15 protein-coding genes are annotated in these 16,178 nt (G+C 54.5%); 5 read left to right on the forward strand and 10 right to left on the reverse strand.

Annotated elements, in window-relative coordinates; genetic code table 11:
• Positions 1-36 precede the first annotated feature (36 nt).
• From L0H14_RS02895 to L0H14_RS02905, 3 genes are read right to left on the reverse strand one after another with little or no spacing between them, the layout of a single operon-like run.
• Positions 37-1,191 carry an acetyl-CoA C-acetyltransferase gene (locus tag L0H14_RS02895; RefSeq protein ID WP_301415840.1) on the reverse strand — a complete coding sequence of 385 codons (1,155 nt, stop codon included), beginning with the start codon at positions 1,189-1,191 and terminating at the stop codon, positions 37-39.
• A gap of 44 nt (positions 1,192-1,235) precedes the next feature.
• Positions 1,236-1,997 carry an SDR family NAD(P)-dependent oxidoreductase gene (locus L0H14_RS02900; protein WP_301415838.1) on the reverse strand — a complete coding sequence of 254 codons (762 nt, stop codon included), beginning with the start codon at positions 1,995-1,997 and terminating at the stop codon, positions 1,236-1,238.
• 12 nt (positions 1,998-2,009) lie between these two features.
• Positions 2,010-3,212, reverse strand: coding sequence for an acyl-CoA dehydrogenase family protein (locus L0H14_RS02905; protein WP_301415836.1), 1,203 nt, complete (start codon positions 3,210-3,212; stop codon positions 2,010-2,012).
• A gap of 333 nt (positions 3,213-3,545) precedes the next feature.
• Here L0H14_RS02905 and L0H14_RS02910 point away from each other — a divergent pair, with 333 nt between their 5' ends.
• Positions 3,546-5,306: an AMP-binding protein gene (locus tag L0H14_RS02910; protein ID WP_301415834.1), complete on the forward strand. Its 1,761-nt coding sequence runs from the start codon at positions 3,546-3,548 to the stop codon at positions 5,304-5,306.
• Positions 5,307-5,493: 187 nt separating this feature from the next.
• On the opposite strand, the gene L0H14_RS02915 is transcribed toward L0H14_RS02910, so the two are convergent.
• Genes L0H14_RS02915 through L0H14_RS02930 form a run of 4 tightly spaced genes read right to left on the reverse strand, consistent with a single transcriptional unit; the run spans position 5,494 to position 9,725 of the window.
• Complete coding sequence (locus L0H14_RS02915) at positions 5,494-6,267, reverse strand: enoyl-CoA hydratase (protein WP_301415832.1); 774 nt, start codon at positions 6,265-6,267, stop codon at positions 5,494-5,496.
• Positions 6,268-6,269: 2 nt separating this feature from the next.
• Positions 6,270-7,148 carry a 3-hydroxyisobutyrate dehydrogenase gene (gene mmsB, locus L0H14_RS02920; protein ID WP_301415830.1) on the reverse strand — a complete coding sequence of 293 codons (879 nt, stop codon included), beginning with the start codon at positions 7,146-7,148 and terminating at the stop codon, positions 6,270-6,272.
• Positions 7,149-7,164: 16 nt separating this feature from the next.
• A complete protein-coding gene (locus tag L0H14_RS02925; protein ID WP_301415828.1) occupies positions 7,165-8,220 on the reverse strand; it encodes an enoyl-CoA hydratase/isomerase family protein in 1,056 nt (351 codons plus the stop codon).
• Positions 8,221-8,228: 8 nt separating this feature from the next.
• Positions 8,229-9,725: a CoA-acylating methylmalonate-semialdehyde dehydrogenase gene (locus L0H14_RS02930; protein WP_301421374.1), complete on the reverse strand. Its 1,497-nt coding sequence runs from the start codon at positions 9,723-9,725 to the stop codon at positions 8,229-8,231.
• Between the two features lie 255 nt (positions 9,726-9,980).
• Here L0H14_RS02930 and L0H14_RS02935 point away from each other — a divergent pair, with 255 nt between their 5' ends.
• From L0H14_RS02935 to L0H14_RS02945, 3 genes are all read left to right on the forward strand, one after another.
• Positions 9,981-10,673, forward strand: coding sequence for a bifunctional 2-polyprenyl-6-hydroxyphenol methylase/3-demethylubiquinol 3-O-methyltransferase UbiG (locus L0H14_RS02935; RefSeq protein ID WP_301421375.1), 693 nt, complete (start codon positions 9,981-9,983; stop codon positions 10,671-10,673).
• The gene (locus L0H14_RS02940) at positions 10,670-11,866 is read left to right on the forward strand and encodes an MFS transporter (RefSeq protein WP_301421376.1); all 1,197 of its coding nucleotides are present in this window, start codon (positions 10,670-10,672) and stop codon (positions 11,864-11,866) included. Before L0H14_RS02935 ends, L0H14_RS02940 begins: the two co-directional genes overlap by 4 nt.
• A 140-nt stretch (positions 11,867-12,006) precedes the next feature.
• Positions 12,007-12,324, forward strand: coding sequence for a hypothetical protein (locus tag L0H14_RS02945; RefSeq protein ID WP_301421377.1), 318 nt, complete (start codon positions 12,007-12,009; stop codon positions 12,322-12,324).
• A 39-nt stretch (positions 12,325-12,363) separates the two neighbouring features.
• On the opposite strand, the gene L0H14_RS02950 is transcribed toward L0H14_RS02945, so the two are convergent.
• The 3 genes from L0H14_RS02950 to L0H14_RS02960 are packed head-to-tail and all read right to left on the reverse strand — an operon-like array spanning position 12,364 to position 15,820.
• Positions 12,364-13,584, reverse strand: a complete 1,221-nt coding sequence (locus L0H14_RS02950; RefSeq protein ID WP_301421378.1) for a YibE/F family protein — start codon at positions 13,582-13,584, stop codon at positions 12,364-12,366.
• The gene (locus tag L0H14_RS02955; protein WP_301418341.1) at positions 13,577-14,443 is read right to left on the reverse strand and encodes a GNAT family N-acetyltransferase; all 867 of its coding nucleotides are present in this window, start codon (positions 14,441-14,443) and stop codon (positions 13,577-13,579) included. The genes L0H14_RS02950 and L0H14_RS02955 overlap by 8 nt, the downstream gene beginning before the upstream one ends.
• Positions 14,444-15,820, reverse strand: a complete 1,377-nt coding sequence (locus L0H14_RS02960; RefSeq protein ID WP_301418339.1) for a glycine--tRNA ligase — start codon at positions 15,818-15,820, stop codon at positions 14,444-14,446.
• Between the two features lie 115 nt (positions 15,821-15,935).
• Between L0H14_RS02960 and L0H14_RS02965 the strand changes: the two genes are divergently transcribed.
• Entirely contained in the window at positions 15,936-16,166 is a 231-nt protein-coding gene (locus tag L0H14_RS02965; protein ID WP_301418337.1) for an RNA-binding S4 domain-containing protein, read from the forward strand.
• The last annotated feature ends 12 nt before the right edge of the window (positions 16,167-16,178 follow it).

A 16,178-nucleotide genomic window follows, 5' to 3' on the forward strand; every position in this document is an offset into this window, starting at 1 on the left:
ATTATGTACAGTGGCTGACGTCAACGTCCGGGCCGGTTAGCTCTCGAGGCGCTCAATGATCGTCACGTTGGCTTGACCGCCGCCTTCACACATGGTCTGGAGACCATATCGTCCACCTGATTCTTCAAGTGAGTGCAGCAATGTCGTCATCAAACGAGCACCTGTCGCTCCGATAGGGTGGCCCAGTGCGATGGCTCCGCCATGCTTGTTGACCTTGGACATATCCGGCCCGAGCTCTTTCTCCCAGGCCAAGACGACGGAAGCGAAGGCTTCGTTAATCTCGATGGCGTCGAAGTCATCAATATCCATACCAGTGCGTTCCAGTGCAAAACGAGTCGCCCGGATTGGGGCTGACAGCATCATAACCGGGTCATCAGCGCGCGCTGAAATATGGTGAATACGAGCGCGTGGAACCAAACCGTATGCTTCAACGGCGTGTTCGGATGCGATTGTTAGGAGTGCGGCTCCGTCGCTAATTTGCGAAGCGCTTGCTGCGGTATGTATGCCATTTGGTCGCAGGGTTTGGAGTTCGCGCATTTTGGCACGGTTCGGTGTCCGAGGGCCTTCATCGTCGCGAAGTCCACCCAATGGAAGAATTTCCTCAGCAAAGAATCCGGCTTCTTGGGCTGCGAGCGCGCGGCGATGCGATTCTGCGGCAAAAGCTTCAGCTTGGTCGCGGGTAATCCCCCAGCGATTGGCGATCATTTCTGCACCGTGGAACTGAGAAATCACTTGGTCGCCGTAGCGATCAGCCCACGCCTTTGACCCAGCAAAGGGTGTCGGGAACCCCTGATCCTTCATAATCGAGTTCGAAGTGCCGAGGGGAATGGTCGACATATTCTGGACGCCACCGGCGACAATCAGATCCGAGGTTCCCGACATGACGGCTTGTGCGGCATAGTGGATGGCCTGCTGGCCTGAGCCACATTGCCTATCGATAGTAGTTCCAGGTACTGCTTCTGAACCACCGGCAGCGAGCCATGCTGTACGAGCGATGTCGAAACCTTGCGGTCCGATCTGGTCGATACAACCGAGAATGATTTCGTCATATTCTTCGGTATCAACGCCCACCCGATCGAACATGGTCGACAAAGGCGCGGCAGCGAGGTCAGCGGAGTGGATATCCGCCAAAGCACCATTGCGGCGTCCTACTGGTGTGCGAAGCGCATCAACGATAAATGCTTGTGTCATCGGGTTCCTCCTGGACCATTCATCAACTCTGTGGCTACACGCAACTAACGTGGTCCCATCCGCAGTGCGCCATCCATCCGAACGGTGTGACCATTAATGTAGTTATGGCCGATAAGATCAAGCACCAGTTGCGCGTATTCATCTGGACGCCCCAGGCGAGCCGGGAACGGTACCGAAGCTTCCAGTGTTTCGCGGAACTCTGGAGTAATGCCCGCCATCATCGGTGTTTCAACGATCCCGGGTGCAACGGTATTGACACGGATGCCGTGGGAGGCCAGGTCCCGGGCAGCTGAAATGGTGAGTGAGTGCACGCCACCTTTGGAAGCTGCATAGGCTGCCTGACCAATTTGTCCTTCAAATGCTGCCACGGAGGCGGTGTTGATGACAATACCGCGTTGGCCGTCATCGTCGACGGGTTCTTGTTTGGCAACCAATTCCGCGCCGAGGGTCATGACGTTGAACGTGCCCAAAAGGTTGACATTAATAACGTTGGCGAATTGATCCAGGTCGTGGGGCCCTTTTTTCGACAAGATACGACCGGGTGTCCCAATACCTGCGCAGTTGATGACCACTCGTAACGGTTCGCTTCCTTCTGCAATGTGGCTCATCGCTGTCCGGATTGAGTCGTGGTCGGTGACGTTGACTTCCAGGTACTCCACGTTGTCAACGGGCGGGGCCTGTTCAATTCCCTGAGCCAAGTCGAAGGCGTATACCTTCATGCCTTTTTCAGCCAGGGCCTTAGCGGTCGTTGCGCCGAGGCCGGAGGCGCCACCGGTAACAATTGCTGCTTGTCCTTGCATTTCCATATTGATTCCTAGCTACACAAATGACGACATACCCGTGATGGCACGTGCCACAATGAGTGAGTTGATTTCGTAGGTTCCTTCGTAAGTATGCACGATCTCTGCATCGGTAAAAATCTTGGCCGCTTCGTAGGTGGAGATGATACCGTTGCCACCGAGCATGTTCCGAGCTCGCGCCGCGGAGTCACGCAACATTCGTGAGCCCGTAGATTTCGCCATGGCCGCATGGACCATCTGTACGCGACCTTCCGCTTGCAAGCGTGCAACCTGGTGCATCAGTCCAAACGATGCCATGGCATTGGAAATCATCTCAGCAAGGTCCTGCTGTACGAGCTGGAATTTCGCGAGCGGTTGCCCAAACTGCTTCCGGCCAAGCACATAGTCGCGAGCAACGTCGAAAGCATGCATTTGTGCCCCGTAGGCCTGCCAGCCGACCCAGATTCGTGAGTTCCGAAGCATCTCGTTGGCCGCACTGAATTCTGCGGCACCGGGCAGTGCATCAGCATCGGAAAGTTCAACGTTGTCAAAGACGATGTCCGCATTCTGGATGACCCGTAGACCGATTTTGTCGGAGATCTTTTCAGCCGAAACTCCCGGCAGATCCATCCGCACGAGAAAGCCTTTCACGTTTTCCGTGTCCGTGTCACGGGCCCAAACCAGGGCAAAGTCCGCAGATGTTCCGCCACCTATCCACCGTTTTTCGCCATGAATAATCCACCCGTTGGCTGTTTTCGTAGCGGTAGTTTCCATCCCTCCGGCAACGTCTGAGCCGTGGTCGGGCTCGGTCATGGCAAAACATCCAGTGGCTTCAAAATTGCGCAGCTTATCTAGCCACTGGGCACGTTGGGCATCGGAGCCGAGTTGGTGGACCATTCCCAGGATGAGCTCATTGTGAATACCAACCAGGGCGCACAAGGAGACGTCGACTCGAGCAACTTCTGCATATACCAATCCCCGAAACAGCCATGAGCAGTCACTCACGGCGAGCTCGCCAAGCCCCAAATCCCCAAGTGCAGGGAGCATCTCGAAAGGAAACTCTTCCCGATTCCAGTATTCAATGACCTGTTTGCGAATGTTGTCTTGCAGATGCTGACGAATCTCGAGCAGCTGTTCTTGCTCGTCTGGACTCAGCAGTGAGATAACGTCCAAAATGTCAGCATCGGGGAATGGTGCATCATGAACGTTATGAATAAGTCCATTCGATTCCACGGCTGTCATACGAGTCCTTTTCTCATTCCAAAAACATGGTGATGCAACCCTCACTCATCACCTACTGCACAAGTGTACAGCGAGTGGGCCTCCACCGAAAATTCGAACGTCGAGATCGTCGTGCATTTCCTGCACACGCCCTGTGCGGAAATTATATTCGCCCTTGTCAGGCTGCTATTTTGCGCGCAACTCAAGGGGCAAGCCGGGGACCAAAAGACCCCCGTTCAGCCCCGTCAAGCGAGTATGGCTCGGCACACAATCATGAATTTTTCTGTACGCTATGTCACAGCGCACTTAGTCTACTTCTGAAAAGAAGTTCTCTACCTCGAATGAAGGAGCCCCATGTCTGTTACCGCTCAGTACCGCCAAGCTCGCGACGTGTTGCTTACGCACCGCACTGATATCGAAGCTGCTCGAAAAAGTTTCGATTGGCCGCGCTTTGAGAATTTCAACTTCGCATTGGACTGGTTCGACAAGATCGCAGCATCAGAAGAACGCGCGGATCAGGATGTCTTGGTCATTCTCGAGGAGGACGGCACGCGGTATTCCGCAACCTATGCTGAGCTCTCTGCGCGATCTTCTCAGGTGGCCAATTGGTTGCGCAATCTCGGTGTGAAACGTGGCGACGGCATCATCATTATGCTCGACAACCAGTACGAGCTATGGGAAACGATGCTGGCAGGGTTCAAACTCGGTGCGGTGCTGCTCCCCACCACCGTCATGCTCGGGCCCGAACAAATCGATGAACGCATCACACGATCAGAAGCCACTTGGGTTGTGACCAACCCAGAAAACACTGCAAAATTTGATAGCGTTCCTGGCGACTTTGAAGTCATTACAACCTCAACAGATCAGCTGCCTTCCGTCACCGTCCACCCGCAGCACCTCTACGCCGATGCCGATATGGCACCGACACAATTTGAGGTTACCGAGCCCACCCCAGCCGATGATGTTGCCCTAATCTATTTCACGTCGGGGACTACGTCTCGCTCGAAGATGGTCGCCCACACCCACACGACGTACCCGGTGGGGCACCTTTCGACCCTCTACTGGATTGGACTGGAACCAGGCGATGTTCACCTCAATGTGGCTTCGCCCGGGTGGGCAAAACATGCTTGGTCCAACTTCTTTGCGCCTCTGATCGGTGAAGCCACCATCTTCCTCTATAACTACGCTCGTTTTGACGCTCAGGAGATGATGTCGGTCATGGATGCTGAAGGAGTGACTTCGGTCTGTGCCCCACCAACGGTATGGCGCATGCTTATCCAAGCTGACATGACAAAGATGATTACTCCACCCAGAAAGGTCCTAGCCGCTGGAGAACCATTGAACCCGGTGGTCATCGAAGCAGTGAATACCGCGTGGAATGCTGACATTCGCGATGGTTTTGGACAGACTGAAAGCACACTACAAATTGCGAATACTCCCGGCCAGAATGTTAAAGCAGGCTCCCTGGGGCGAGTACTTCCCGGCTATAACGTCGTGCTTATTGATCCCGCGACAGACGAAGTTGTCGAGGGTCCAGGCGAAGGCGAGGTCTGTTTGACTATCGATCCAAGACCCGTGGGACTCATGGCTGGTTACCACAAGGACCCAGCGAAGAATGCAGCTGCGTTCCGCGATGGCTATTACCGCACCGGGGACATTATGAACCGAGACCAAGACGATGTTTTCACGTATATTGGCCGTTCCGATGACGTGTTCAAGGCATCCGACTACAAGCTGTCACCGTTCGAACTTGAATCCGCGATCATCGAGCATCCCGGCGTATCTGAAGCAGCGGTTGTTCCCTCCCCAGACCCAATTCGCCTAGCAGTACCCAAAGCGTATGTTGTGCTTGCGGAGGGGTATACACCGAATGCAGAGACTGCTCAGGATATTTTGGCATTTACGGACAGCAAATTGCCGCCCTATGCAAAAATCCGTCGCCTGGAATTCTCTGAGCTCCCGAAGACTATTTCTGGCAAAATTCGTCGCGTTGAATTACGGAAGAAGGAAGCCGAGTTCCATGGTGTAGATGGGGAAATGACTGAACCGTCGCTTGCGGCTCGGACAACAACTGGCGGGTATAACCACGAGTTTGCCGCATCGGACTTCAAGTAACCAGCCAGGATGATGCGGCGAGCACCAAACTAACCTGCATCAAACGCAAGACACCGGAAGCAAAAGCTTCCGGTGTCTTTGTCTCTGTGGTCGTCAGTTCTGTCTGGGCAATGAACACACCATCCGAGCCCCTGGCTAGTAGACCACAGCGGCCCTACCTAGACAGCACCACTATTGTTGGTGGTAACTACCGATCCTTGAACTCAGGCTGACGCTTATTAGAAAACGCGTCCATACCCTCTTTTTGGTCCTCGAGCGCAAACAACGAGTGGAAGGTACGCCGCTCAAACATCAGACCCTGCTGCAACGTGGTCTCGAATGCGTTGTTGACTCCCTCTTTGGCAGCCATCACCACAGGACGAGACTTCGAAGCTATAGTCTGTGCGATTTCCATGGCGGTATCGAACACCTGGCTATCTTCAACAAGTCGAGCAACGAGGCCAGCGCGTTCGGCTTCTTCTCCGTCAATCATCCGACCGGTAAGTACCAGGTCCATCGCCTTGGATTTACCAATCGCGCGCGTCAGACGTTGAGAACCGCCCATCCCAGGAATAACTCCCAGGTTAATTTCAGGCTGGCCGAATTTCGATTTCGGACCGGCGATGATCATGTCGGCCATCATCGCCAGTTCACACCCACCACCGAGTGCGTAGCCATTGACCGCAGCAATGATTGGTAGGCGGATCGCCGTGAAGCGGCTCCAATGCCCAAACCAGTCTGCCTGCTGCATGTCAATATAGGATTTGGTCTGCATTTCTTTGATGTCGGCTCCGGCGGCGAATGCCTTGTCATTGCCGGTGACGACGATGGCCATAATATTGGCATCGTCCTGGAATGCTTCGGAAGCGTCAACGATGGCATTCATGATGTCAACGTTCAGTGCATTCAGAGCGTCGGGCCGGTTAAGGCGAATGACGCCCACCCGATCGACGGTTTCGGTAAGTATCACTTGGTCAGACACAGTTAGCCTTTCTGCTTGGTGGCAATGATGGCGGAGAAGTCTTTGCCCGAAGTGTCTTCGGAGTTAAACTCAGTGTACGCACGGTACGCTGCCATCCCGAAGTCTGCAGGAGTGTTGGTCGATTCAATGGCTTCTCGTGCCAACGTCAAATCCTTTGCCATGAGTCCCGTCGCGAAACCGGGGCGATAATCATTTGATGCCGGTGATCCTGGTACCGGCCCGGGGACAGGACAATTCGTAGTGACGGACCACGACTGCGCGGCCGAAGTAGACATGACGTCGTAAAGCGTCTGATGACTCAGACCCAGGTTCTTACCCAGAGTAAACGCTTCGGCAGTCCCAATGGTGTTGATAGCCAGTGCCATGTTGTTCACGATCTTTGCCGCCTGTCCGGTACCGGACTCGCCCGCGTGGACAACCTGTCGGCCCATCACGTCAAATAATGGCTTGGCCTTATCAAACGCCTCCTGACTGCCCCCAACCATAAACGTGAGGGTCCCTTTTTCAGCGCCTGTTGTACCACCGGAGACCGGTGCGTCTAAGGCCAAGTGTCCGGCATCGGTGGCCAGTTTAGCTGCTTGAACGGCATCGTCGACTGCAATCGTAGAAGAGTCGATAAACAATATTCCTGGATCGGCTGCTGCCAACAACCCACTGGAATACGCCTCTAAAACGTGTTTTCCGGCGGGGAACATCGTGATAACGACGTCGGCACCATTTACAGCGTCTTCTGCTGTTTCAGCCGGGGTCACACCGTGTTCTGCTGCAACTTTGATCGCCGCCTGAACGACGTCAAAGCCGGTGACGCTATATCCTGCGTCAACGAGATTTCGGGCCATGTGGGAACCCATATTCCCAAGGCCTAGAAAAGCGATTTTCATACCGTGTCCTTACGTATTAGACGGTGAGATCCTCGATGCCGTCTACGGGGCCGAAGAACGCTTGTACAGCGGCATCGGTGACATCAATCAGCCTCGCAGGGTCCCACTGAGGGTTTCGGTCTTTATCAATGATCTGGGCTCGAATGCCCTCTGCAAGGTCGACCCCTTCCATAGCGTGCATGGTGGTGCGTAAGTCTTGCGCCAGGACTTCAGCAAACTGCATGTCTTGGGCTCGACGAACAGCTTCCAAAGTGACTTTGAGTCCGGTCGGCGAGTGCCGTTGCAGAACTTTGAGCGCCTTTTGAGCAACCTCGTTGCCCTGCGCGGCAACTACCTCTACCGCGGTGAGGATTTCCTCAACGGTAGCGGCACCAAAGGCTTCATCGATCCAGGTGGATTCATTTTCTAGGGCGGATTCACCCGGTTCATGGAATTCCGCCAGAATTTCGTCGACCTGTTCTGGGGCGGTGACACTTTCGAGTCGTTCAATCAGCGCCTCGATCCGCGCGTCTGGTACCCGAACATCTGCCATACCCACATAAACTGCGTCTGCGCCAGAGACGTGAGTCGCGGTGAGTGCCATATAGTTGCCGACGTTTTGCGGTGCATTCGCTAGAAAATATGAACCCCCGACATCTGGGCTGAAACCAATACCTACTTCCGGCATTCCCAGTTTTGTAGAATCAGTGGCCACACGGTGCGAACCTGGCGAAGAGATACCTACTCCCCCGCCAAGTACCAGGCCATTCATGATGGCGATATACGGCTTTGGGTAGTTATAAATCCTGTTATTGAGCGTGTACTCGTCACGAAAGAACGGCACCGCTGCGGCAAGATCATTTTTAATAGCGTTGTCGTGAATTGATACAACGTCACCACCGGCACACAGCCCACGGTCGCCCGAGCCACGGACCAGCACAGCGTGGACATCGTCGTTGTGTTCGAATTCTGTAAGGGCTTGGTCAATGAGCCCAATCATGTTGTACGAGAGTGCATTCACCGCTTTGGGGCGGTTGAGCGTTAAAACGCCCAACCCGCCCTGAACGGATGTCAGAAGTTCATCTTGTGACATGAGGTCCTTTACTGCAGAGGCATTACGAAGCTGGCTTCTTCTTTGACACCCGAGGGCCACCGTGAAGTAACCGTCTTGGTTTTGGTGACAAATTTGAATGCATCAGCACCGTGCTGGTTGAGATCTCCGAAGCCTGACGCTTTCCAACCACCGAAGGTGTAGTACGCGATGGGTACAGGGATTGGTACGTTGACTCCGACCATGCCGACGTTTACCCGTCGGGTGAATTCACGAGCTGAATCCCCGTCACGGGTGAAGATGGCAACGCCATTGCCGTACTGGTGCTCTGTTGGCAGCGCAAGCGCTTCCTCGAAGTCATCCGCACGAACGATCGTCAGGACCGGCCCAAAAATTTCGTCGAGGTAAACGGACATGTCCTTCGTGGCCTTATCGAAGATTGTGGCGCCTACGTAAAATCCCTTTTCGTGACCATCGACGGTGACACCGCGACCATCAAGTACAAGCTCTGCGCCTTCTTCGACGCCTGCCGCAATGGCAGCTTCGATGCGTTGTTTCGCTTCAGCGGTCACAACCGGGCCAAAGTCCGAGGAAGAATCCAGCGATGGTCCGACCTTGAGTTTCTTGGCTTTTTCGAGCACTTTAGCAACGAGGGCGTCGGCAGTTTCCTGACCAACTGGTACGGCCACCGACAGTGCCATGCAGCGTTCACCAGCAGCGCCGAATGCGGCACCGATCAATGCATCCGCAGCCTGATCGAGGTCAGCATCCGGCATGATGATGGCGTGGTTCTTGGCTCCGCCGAAGCACTGGGCACGCTTTCCGTTTACAGCGGCTGTGGTGTAGATCGACTGAGCGATCGGAGTCGATCCCACAAAGCCAACGCTTTGGACCTCGGGGTGATCCAAGAGCGCATCGACAGCGGCTTTGTCACCATTGATCACCTGGAAAACGCCATCTGGCATGCCGGCTTGTTTGAATAGCTCAGCAAGCATCAGGGGGACAGACGGATCGCGTTCCGAAGGCTTCAGGATAAAGGCGTTGCCGGCGGCTAGCGCAGGGCCAGCCTGCCAGAGAGGAATCATCGCTGGAAAGTTGAACGGTGAGATTCCGACACAGACTCCGAGTGCCTGGCGCATCGAATAGGTATCGATACCCCTACCCGACTCATCAGAAAATTCGCCTTTCAACAGGTGCGGGGCACCCATGCAAAATTCGATGACCTCTAAACCGCGCTGCACGTCGCCTTTGGCATCGTCAAATGTTTTCCCGTGCTCGTTTGACAGGGCGGTAGCCAAGTCATCCATGTTGTCGTGACAGAGATCCACAAAGCGGCCAAGTATCCGTGCCCGACGCTGTGCATTAAGAGCTTCCCAGCCGAGCTGGGCTTTCGCCGCAATGCCAACAGCATTGTTGACCTCTTCAACCGAGGCCAAAGGTACCTGTGCTGCGACCTCTCCGACCGCTGGGTGATACACATCGGCTAAGCGGCCCGAAGTGCCTTCTACGGCAGCACCGTTGATAAAGTGCGTAAGAGTCTGTGTCATCTTGTCCCTTCCGACATGACCCGAACCGTAGAGAATGCCCTACGGTTCGGCAATGTTTCTGATGGTGCAGCATTGAACGTTTGCTGCATCCGCTAGTGTCCAATATGCCAGCTCGGTAGTGGTGTTGGCCACATTACAGCCAAGATCGTCGGTACCGAATGCTTCACAGCTCGTGTGCACATATGCACACAGGCGTCATCTACGCTGTGCGTCAAAAGGTCAGCCAACTTTCGTTAGGCTGCCTAGAATGAGGGCATGTCCAACGAAGGTTTTGTTCCCACACCCCCCGGCGCTCGTGCCTTATCTCTGTCTGCAACAGACAAACCCGCTGCACCGCAGGAAATAAATAAGTGGCGTGCCGCCATGCAGGATCCAACGCATTCGACACGCTATGCCGAACGATGGGAACGCATGGAGACCGAAGGCAAAGATATCGACGGCGAAGGTCGTGCCATTGATGCCCTGGCGGACCGCGGCTCCACGATTCTGGATGCCGGTTCAGGCAACGGCCGGCTGGCAGGTTATCTTGCTCGCGCAGGTCATAAAACAATGGGAGTTGACCTTGACCCCTATCTGGTAGAAGTCGCCAACTCCAAATATCCTGAAGCTCACTTCGAAGTGGCGGATCTGGCTGACTTTGCGCTGTATGACGACGCAGGCGAACTGCAAACCTTTGACATCCTTGTTGCCGCCGGCAATGTGCAGACTTTTCTTGCAGACTGGGAACGTCTCCCGGCGCTTGAGAATATTGCCAAGCACATGCATGCCTCGTCGCGTTACGTCACCGGGTTCCAGTTGGCCCGAGGATATTCAAATCAGCAATTCACAAACGATGCCGAAGCGGCCGGATTAGAGGTCGTTCAACGTTTCGGCACGTGGCAGTTCGAACCCTTCGTTGAGGATGGGGAATTTCTGCTGGCCGTGCTCTGCTTGAAATCCTCCCGTTGACCACCTCTGCCCCTTCCCCAAAAATGCAGCGCACATTGACCCCAGCGTTGCTGGCCGTGATGTGCATTGCTTTATTTGGCTTCGGTACGTTCTTCTTGAACTACTCAACCCTGGTCTCCATCGGCACCAATATGGGCTTGACTGCAGTCGCAGCGGGCACAATACTCACGATCATGATGGTAGCGGTCGTTGCAGTTCAACCACTGGCGCCGGTACTAAACAACCATTTTGGTCCGCGAATGACGTTTTTCGCTGCGCTCAGCCTACAAGCCGCAGGAAATCTTTTGAGCCTGTTGACACATTTCCCCCTGTTTGCTCTCGTCTCAGGCAGTGTAGTTGGCGGTCTAGGGTTCGGCATTCTGGTGGTGATCGGAACAGCGGCCGTGCCTTCAACCGTGGCGCCAGAGCGATTAGGTAAAGCCTTGGGATATTTTGGTGTGACCACCTCAGGTGCTACGGCCATTGGTGCTCCTGCAGGGTTATGGCTCATAAACATCATGCCAGCCATCGGATTTCGATGGCTAGCATTCGGGTTCATTCTGTTAGCATTGCCCGCGCTACTAGCCATTCCACAGCAACATCAGACGAGCAATACTGCGTCACGAGATGTTGAGCAGCCAGTCGATGGGCGTATGCGGTGGGGCGGTCTCATTACAGTATTACTGCCTGTCTCTATCGTGCTCACAACATTCGGCTTGCTCCTAGCGTTTGGGCCAGCAGCACACAGCGTATCTCCAGCGCTCTACATCGTGAGCATGCAGATCTTTGCAATCATCGGCAGATTCCTTGCCAGCTCGTCATTGGATCGGCGAGCCCCCGTATCGGTCATGAGTGCAGGAATCGTGGTCACGCTAATCGGTCTCATATTTACTGCCCTCTTACCTGCAGGCACAGCTCTGATTATCGCCATGATGGTCTTAGGCTTTGGCATCGGTGCTGTACAGGCCTCAAGTTTATTGCTGTGCTTTGAGCAGTCCGGTAGCACCAATCGTGGAAGTGTCGCTTGGAATATGACGTTCGATATTGGATTAGGCGTCGCCGGACTGGTAGGCGGTTTTGGCTTCACATACTGGGGCCCCGCGATAACCTATATCGTCTGTGCCATCGCATTGACGATGGTAGGCCTCTTTTTTGTTTTGTATTTCTTGTCGCCGAAAAGTCCGCAGGCAGAGCAAGCTCCAGCAAAGCGCTAAACACCTCTGCATTTTTGCAAGCCACCAATGCGGTCACTCTATAAAAGACCGTCACTCCCCACCCCAGGTCAACCACGCTCTACACGATGACATGCATCACACTTTGCGTGGTGTTTGAGCACCTTGTTGAGAAACAACCTATGCAGAACTCATGGCCTTTGGGGTTCTTCGGACTCCGTGCGGGGCAAATTGTTGGCATCGTATCGCTGGTCATCACAGCACCCTTTGCCTTCGGCATCCTACGCGACTACGAAACACTGAGTGCCTCGTTGCTTGCATACCCCGTGAGTACGCTCGTGTGCTTCTTCATGTCGGACCCCAGTAAACAGAATTTCGACATCGACGTGATTCAGTACCGCACCGGCGACTTCGATCCGTCAGAGGAACAGGAACTCGTGTTGCAAGCTGTCAAACGCGGTAAAAAACATGGATCTACCGACGAGCAACCAGACGATTAATTCCGCTCCACCGTTTACCCGGTGGTGATCCCTTGTTTGCTAGTGCACCTGAGGTTCAGTGGCTCGTGAGATTTGACCCGTCGGCTCTGCCACTGCATTGGCCACCGCAACAGCGATACCGGTGGTTATGGGGATCGCCAGCACGAGACCAACAGAACCAACAAGGATACGAACGACCTCTTCAACCATCTCTGCTGACATGAGCGTATCGAGCATAGACCTGTCGTACAGCGAAACCACGATGAGCATCGGCAAAGCCGCCCCAGCGTAGGCGAAGGCAATGGTATAGACCGTTGAGGCAATGTGGTCCCGGCCAATTCGCATACCAGCGGCAAAAAGATTGCGCGGCGAGATAGTCGGTTGTGCGGCTTTGATTTCCCAGACCGCCGAAGACTGAGTAATCGTGACATCGTTGAGCACACCCAGACCGGCGACCAGTAATCCGGTCAGCACGATACCGGAAAGTCGTATTTCCGGTACGACCGAGGCCAACATATAGGAATATTCTTCACCAAGCCCGATCAGATAAGCCGAATCAGATGCCCAGGCAGCAAGCCCCGCGGTAAGCAGCAATCCAATAAAGGTGCCCAGGAGCGCTGTAGTAGTACGCAGCGAAAATCCGTGGGCAAAATACAGCACCACCAACATGATCAACATGCTGCCGATAAGCCCTACCCAGAAAGGCGGCCTGCCCTCCAACAGTGCTGGGATCATAAACCCGAAAAGCACGACAAACGACAGGACCAGTCCACCGATCGCGCGTACACCTCGCCACCGTGCAACGACTATGACAACTACTGCATACAGTGCGGCCAGGAGACCGACCGGAATCGTTCGCTCAAAGTCGACAAAGACTCCGGTCTCAGCTAGATCCTCGCCCACGAGAATCTTGACATTATCGCCGCGCACTACTTCTGATGAAGCTGAGACTTGGACGGGAATCTCCACGTCATAAGTGCCCGAGTCGGTCCCAACCTGTGCGGTTTGACACTCGATATCGACTTGCACGTCCGTGGGGCTACCGGTATCGGAAGCATCTTCGCATGCGTTAGCCGCAACCGACGTCACCGATCCAGATTCTACCGCGAAGCTCTCGGTGGTCCCGTACGGATCATCGAGTGAGAGTTCTTGATGAACACCGGACGGCCAAAGCCAGATCATGGCACCAATGAGGGCAATGCCCATGGGCACCAAGATACTGACCATCCAGATGATCACCCTGCGCCGCGTGGCAGGAATACTCGAGGGTACGTTATGCATGTGGTGGGACGTCAGTCGCCCAAATGGTGGACTCATGTTCGACGATGGCGGTATCCGATTCGACCGCCGTCTCGATCAACGAATTCAGCACCGTAGTGGAGTTGTCGATCTCGATGGCTAAGCTACGTTCTTCACCTGCAGTGGACAGTAGCGCCCGGATATGATCGGTCGGATCCGGGTGGTTCGGATCGTGTCCGATGAATAAGTCAACCACGTTTGGCACCGGCCCAGGATATGCAATCGCAAAAGCTGTGATGCCCGTGTCTTCACGCGTGATAAACGCTTGCTGCGCACCCGTTTGTGGGGCAAGCAATAACTGCTGTGCCTGAGTGAGTGTGAGATGAGAAGGGTCCCAATCGTGAGTAGCGTTGTAGTACTCAGCGACCACTTTGGACAATTCGACCGAGCCTGTCGCTAGCTGTTGGACTTCAAAATCCTTGGATTCAAATGACTTTGAAGCCACAATTACGCGTTGTGTGTGCTGAATCGGCGAAAAACCCTGATTCGTCAACCAGTTGGCCGTCGTCAGGTCCGTGGAGGCTGATCGGGTTTTCAGTTCTATATTTTCTGGGGCGCGTTCCAGCAGTTGATTTAGCAGTGCAGTGGCGATGCCGCGTTGGCGTTGCAGCGGGGCGGTTTCGATATAACACCACATCCGTTGCGGGTGGATAGCCTGGGCTCGAAGAGCCCCGGCTGCAACCGGGATCTCATCGTCGACGGCCACCAGGCCCACGCCGAAGGGTTTCTGCGTCGAGGGACCCAACATGGCGCGGTCATGGTGATGTTGTGCGTTGTGTGGATCTGAAAACAGTTCCAGCAGACGAAGGTCATCGCCGTCGTGCCAATCGCGGAATTCCACTTAAACTCCCAGGTGTTCCGATAGGTAGCTTTCGACCTTATCGAGTGAAACGCGTTCTTGAGCCATGGTGTCACGGTCGCGAATTGTCACGGCGTTATCGTCGAGCGAGTCAAAGTCGAAGGTCACACAGTACGGTGTACCAATTTCATCGTGACGACGGTAACGGCGCCCGATAGCCCCGGCGTCGTCGTAGTCGACATTCCAACGCTTACGCAGATCGGCGGCAAGCTTATTGGCTGGTTCTGCCAGTTCTGCCTTCTTCGACAGCGGGAGGACAGCAGCTTTCACAGGCGCCAAGCGAGGATCCAGACGCAGCACGGTACGTGTATCAATGCCACCTTTTGTATTCGGAGCTTCATCTTCAGAGTAGGCATCAACGAGGAAGGCCATGAGCGAGCGTGTCAGACCCCATGATGGTTCGATGACGTACGGTGTGTACCGCTCACCAGAGGCCTGGTCGAAGTACTGCATCTTGGTGCCGGAGCCCTCGGTGTGATTACTCAGGTCGAAGTCACCACGATTGGCGATACCCATGAGTTCGCCCCAGTCGCCGCCAGCAAAACCGAATTTGTATTCGAGGTCGATGGTCACCGAGGAGTAATGCGCGCGTTCGCCGTCTGGCACATTATATTGGCGCAGGTTTTCTGGGTTGAGGCCAAGGTCAAAGAACCAATCTTGTGCTTGGTTGACCCAGGTATCGAACCAGGTATCCGCTTCAGCAGGTGGGATAAAGAATTGGATTTCCATCTGTTCGAATTCACGGGTGCGGAAGATGAAGTTTCCGGGGGTGATTTCGTTGCGGAAGGCTTTACCAATCTGACCGATGCCGAATGGTGGCTTCTTTCGAGAAGTATTTACCACGTTCAAGAAGTTCAGGTACATGCCCTGTGCGGTTTCTGGCCGCAGGTAGTGTAGCCCGTCTTCGTCAGCTACTGGGCCGAGGAAGGTCCGGATCAGACCTGAGAAGGTGCGCGCTTCGGTCATTTTGCCGCGGGTGCCACAGTTTGGGCAGACGAGTTCTTCACGTGCCGGGGTGCGGCCGTGCTTGTCTTCGAATGCTTCAATCAAGTGGTCGTCACGGTGGCGGTGGTTACATGCGGTGCACTCGGCCAGCGGATCGACGAAAGTTTCGACGTGGCCGGATGCTTCCCAGACTTTACGGGGCAGGATAATGGAAGAGTCCAGACCGACCATGTCGCCGCGACCTCGAACAAAGTTGTTCCACCACTGAGATTTGATGTTTTCTTTGAGTTCGACGCCGAGTGGACCGTAGTCCCATGCTGAGCGTGAACCGCCGTAAATCTCACCGGCCTGGAAGACGAATCCGCGGCGTTTTGCCAGGTTAATGACCTGGTCGAGAGTGGACGGTTGTGCCATGGAGGTATCACTTTCCATTATCGAAAAATTACACGTTTGATGGTGAGGTCATGAATAGACCTGTAGCTAGTTTAGGTTAGTCGATTCTTTCGCGCTTGTGGGTGACAATGGAGGTATGAGCACCAATAGCGAAACACTTGTGATCCGTGACGATATGATCCGCCTTGGTCAGGCTTTGAAGCTGGCCAATGTAGTGGAAGACGGGGTTGACGCCCGGGATATGATTACGGCCGGAGAAGTTCTGGTTAATGGGGAAACGGAGACGCGCCGCGGACGACAACTTTTTGCCGACGACGTGATTACCCTCGACAAACTTGAGCTCGATGTCGTGATCGAAACCGAGTAGCCTGCGATGCTC

The organism is Yaniella sp., assembly GCF_030453185.1.
Lineage (GTDB): Bacteria > Actinomycetota > Actinomycetes > Actinomycetales > Micrococcaceae > Yaniella.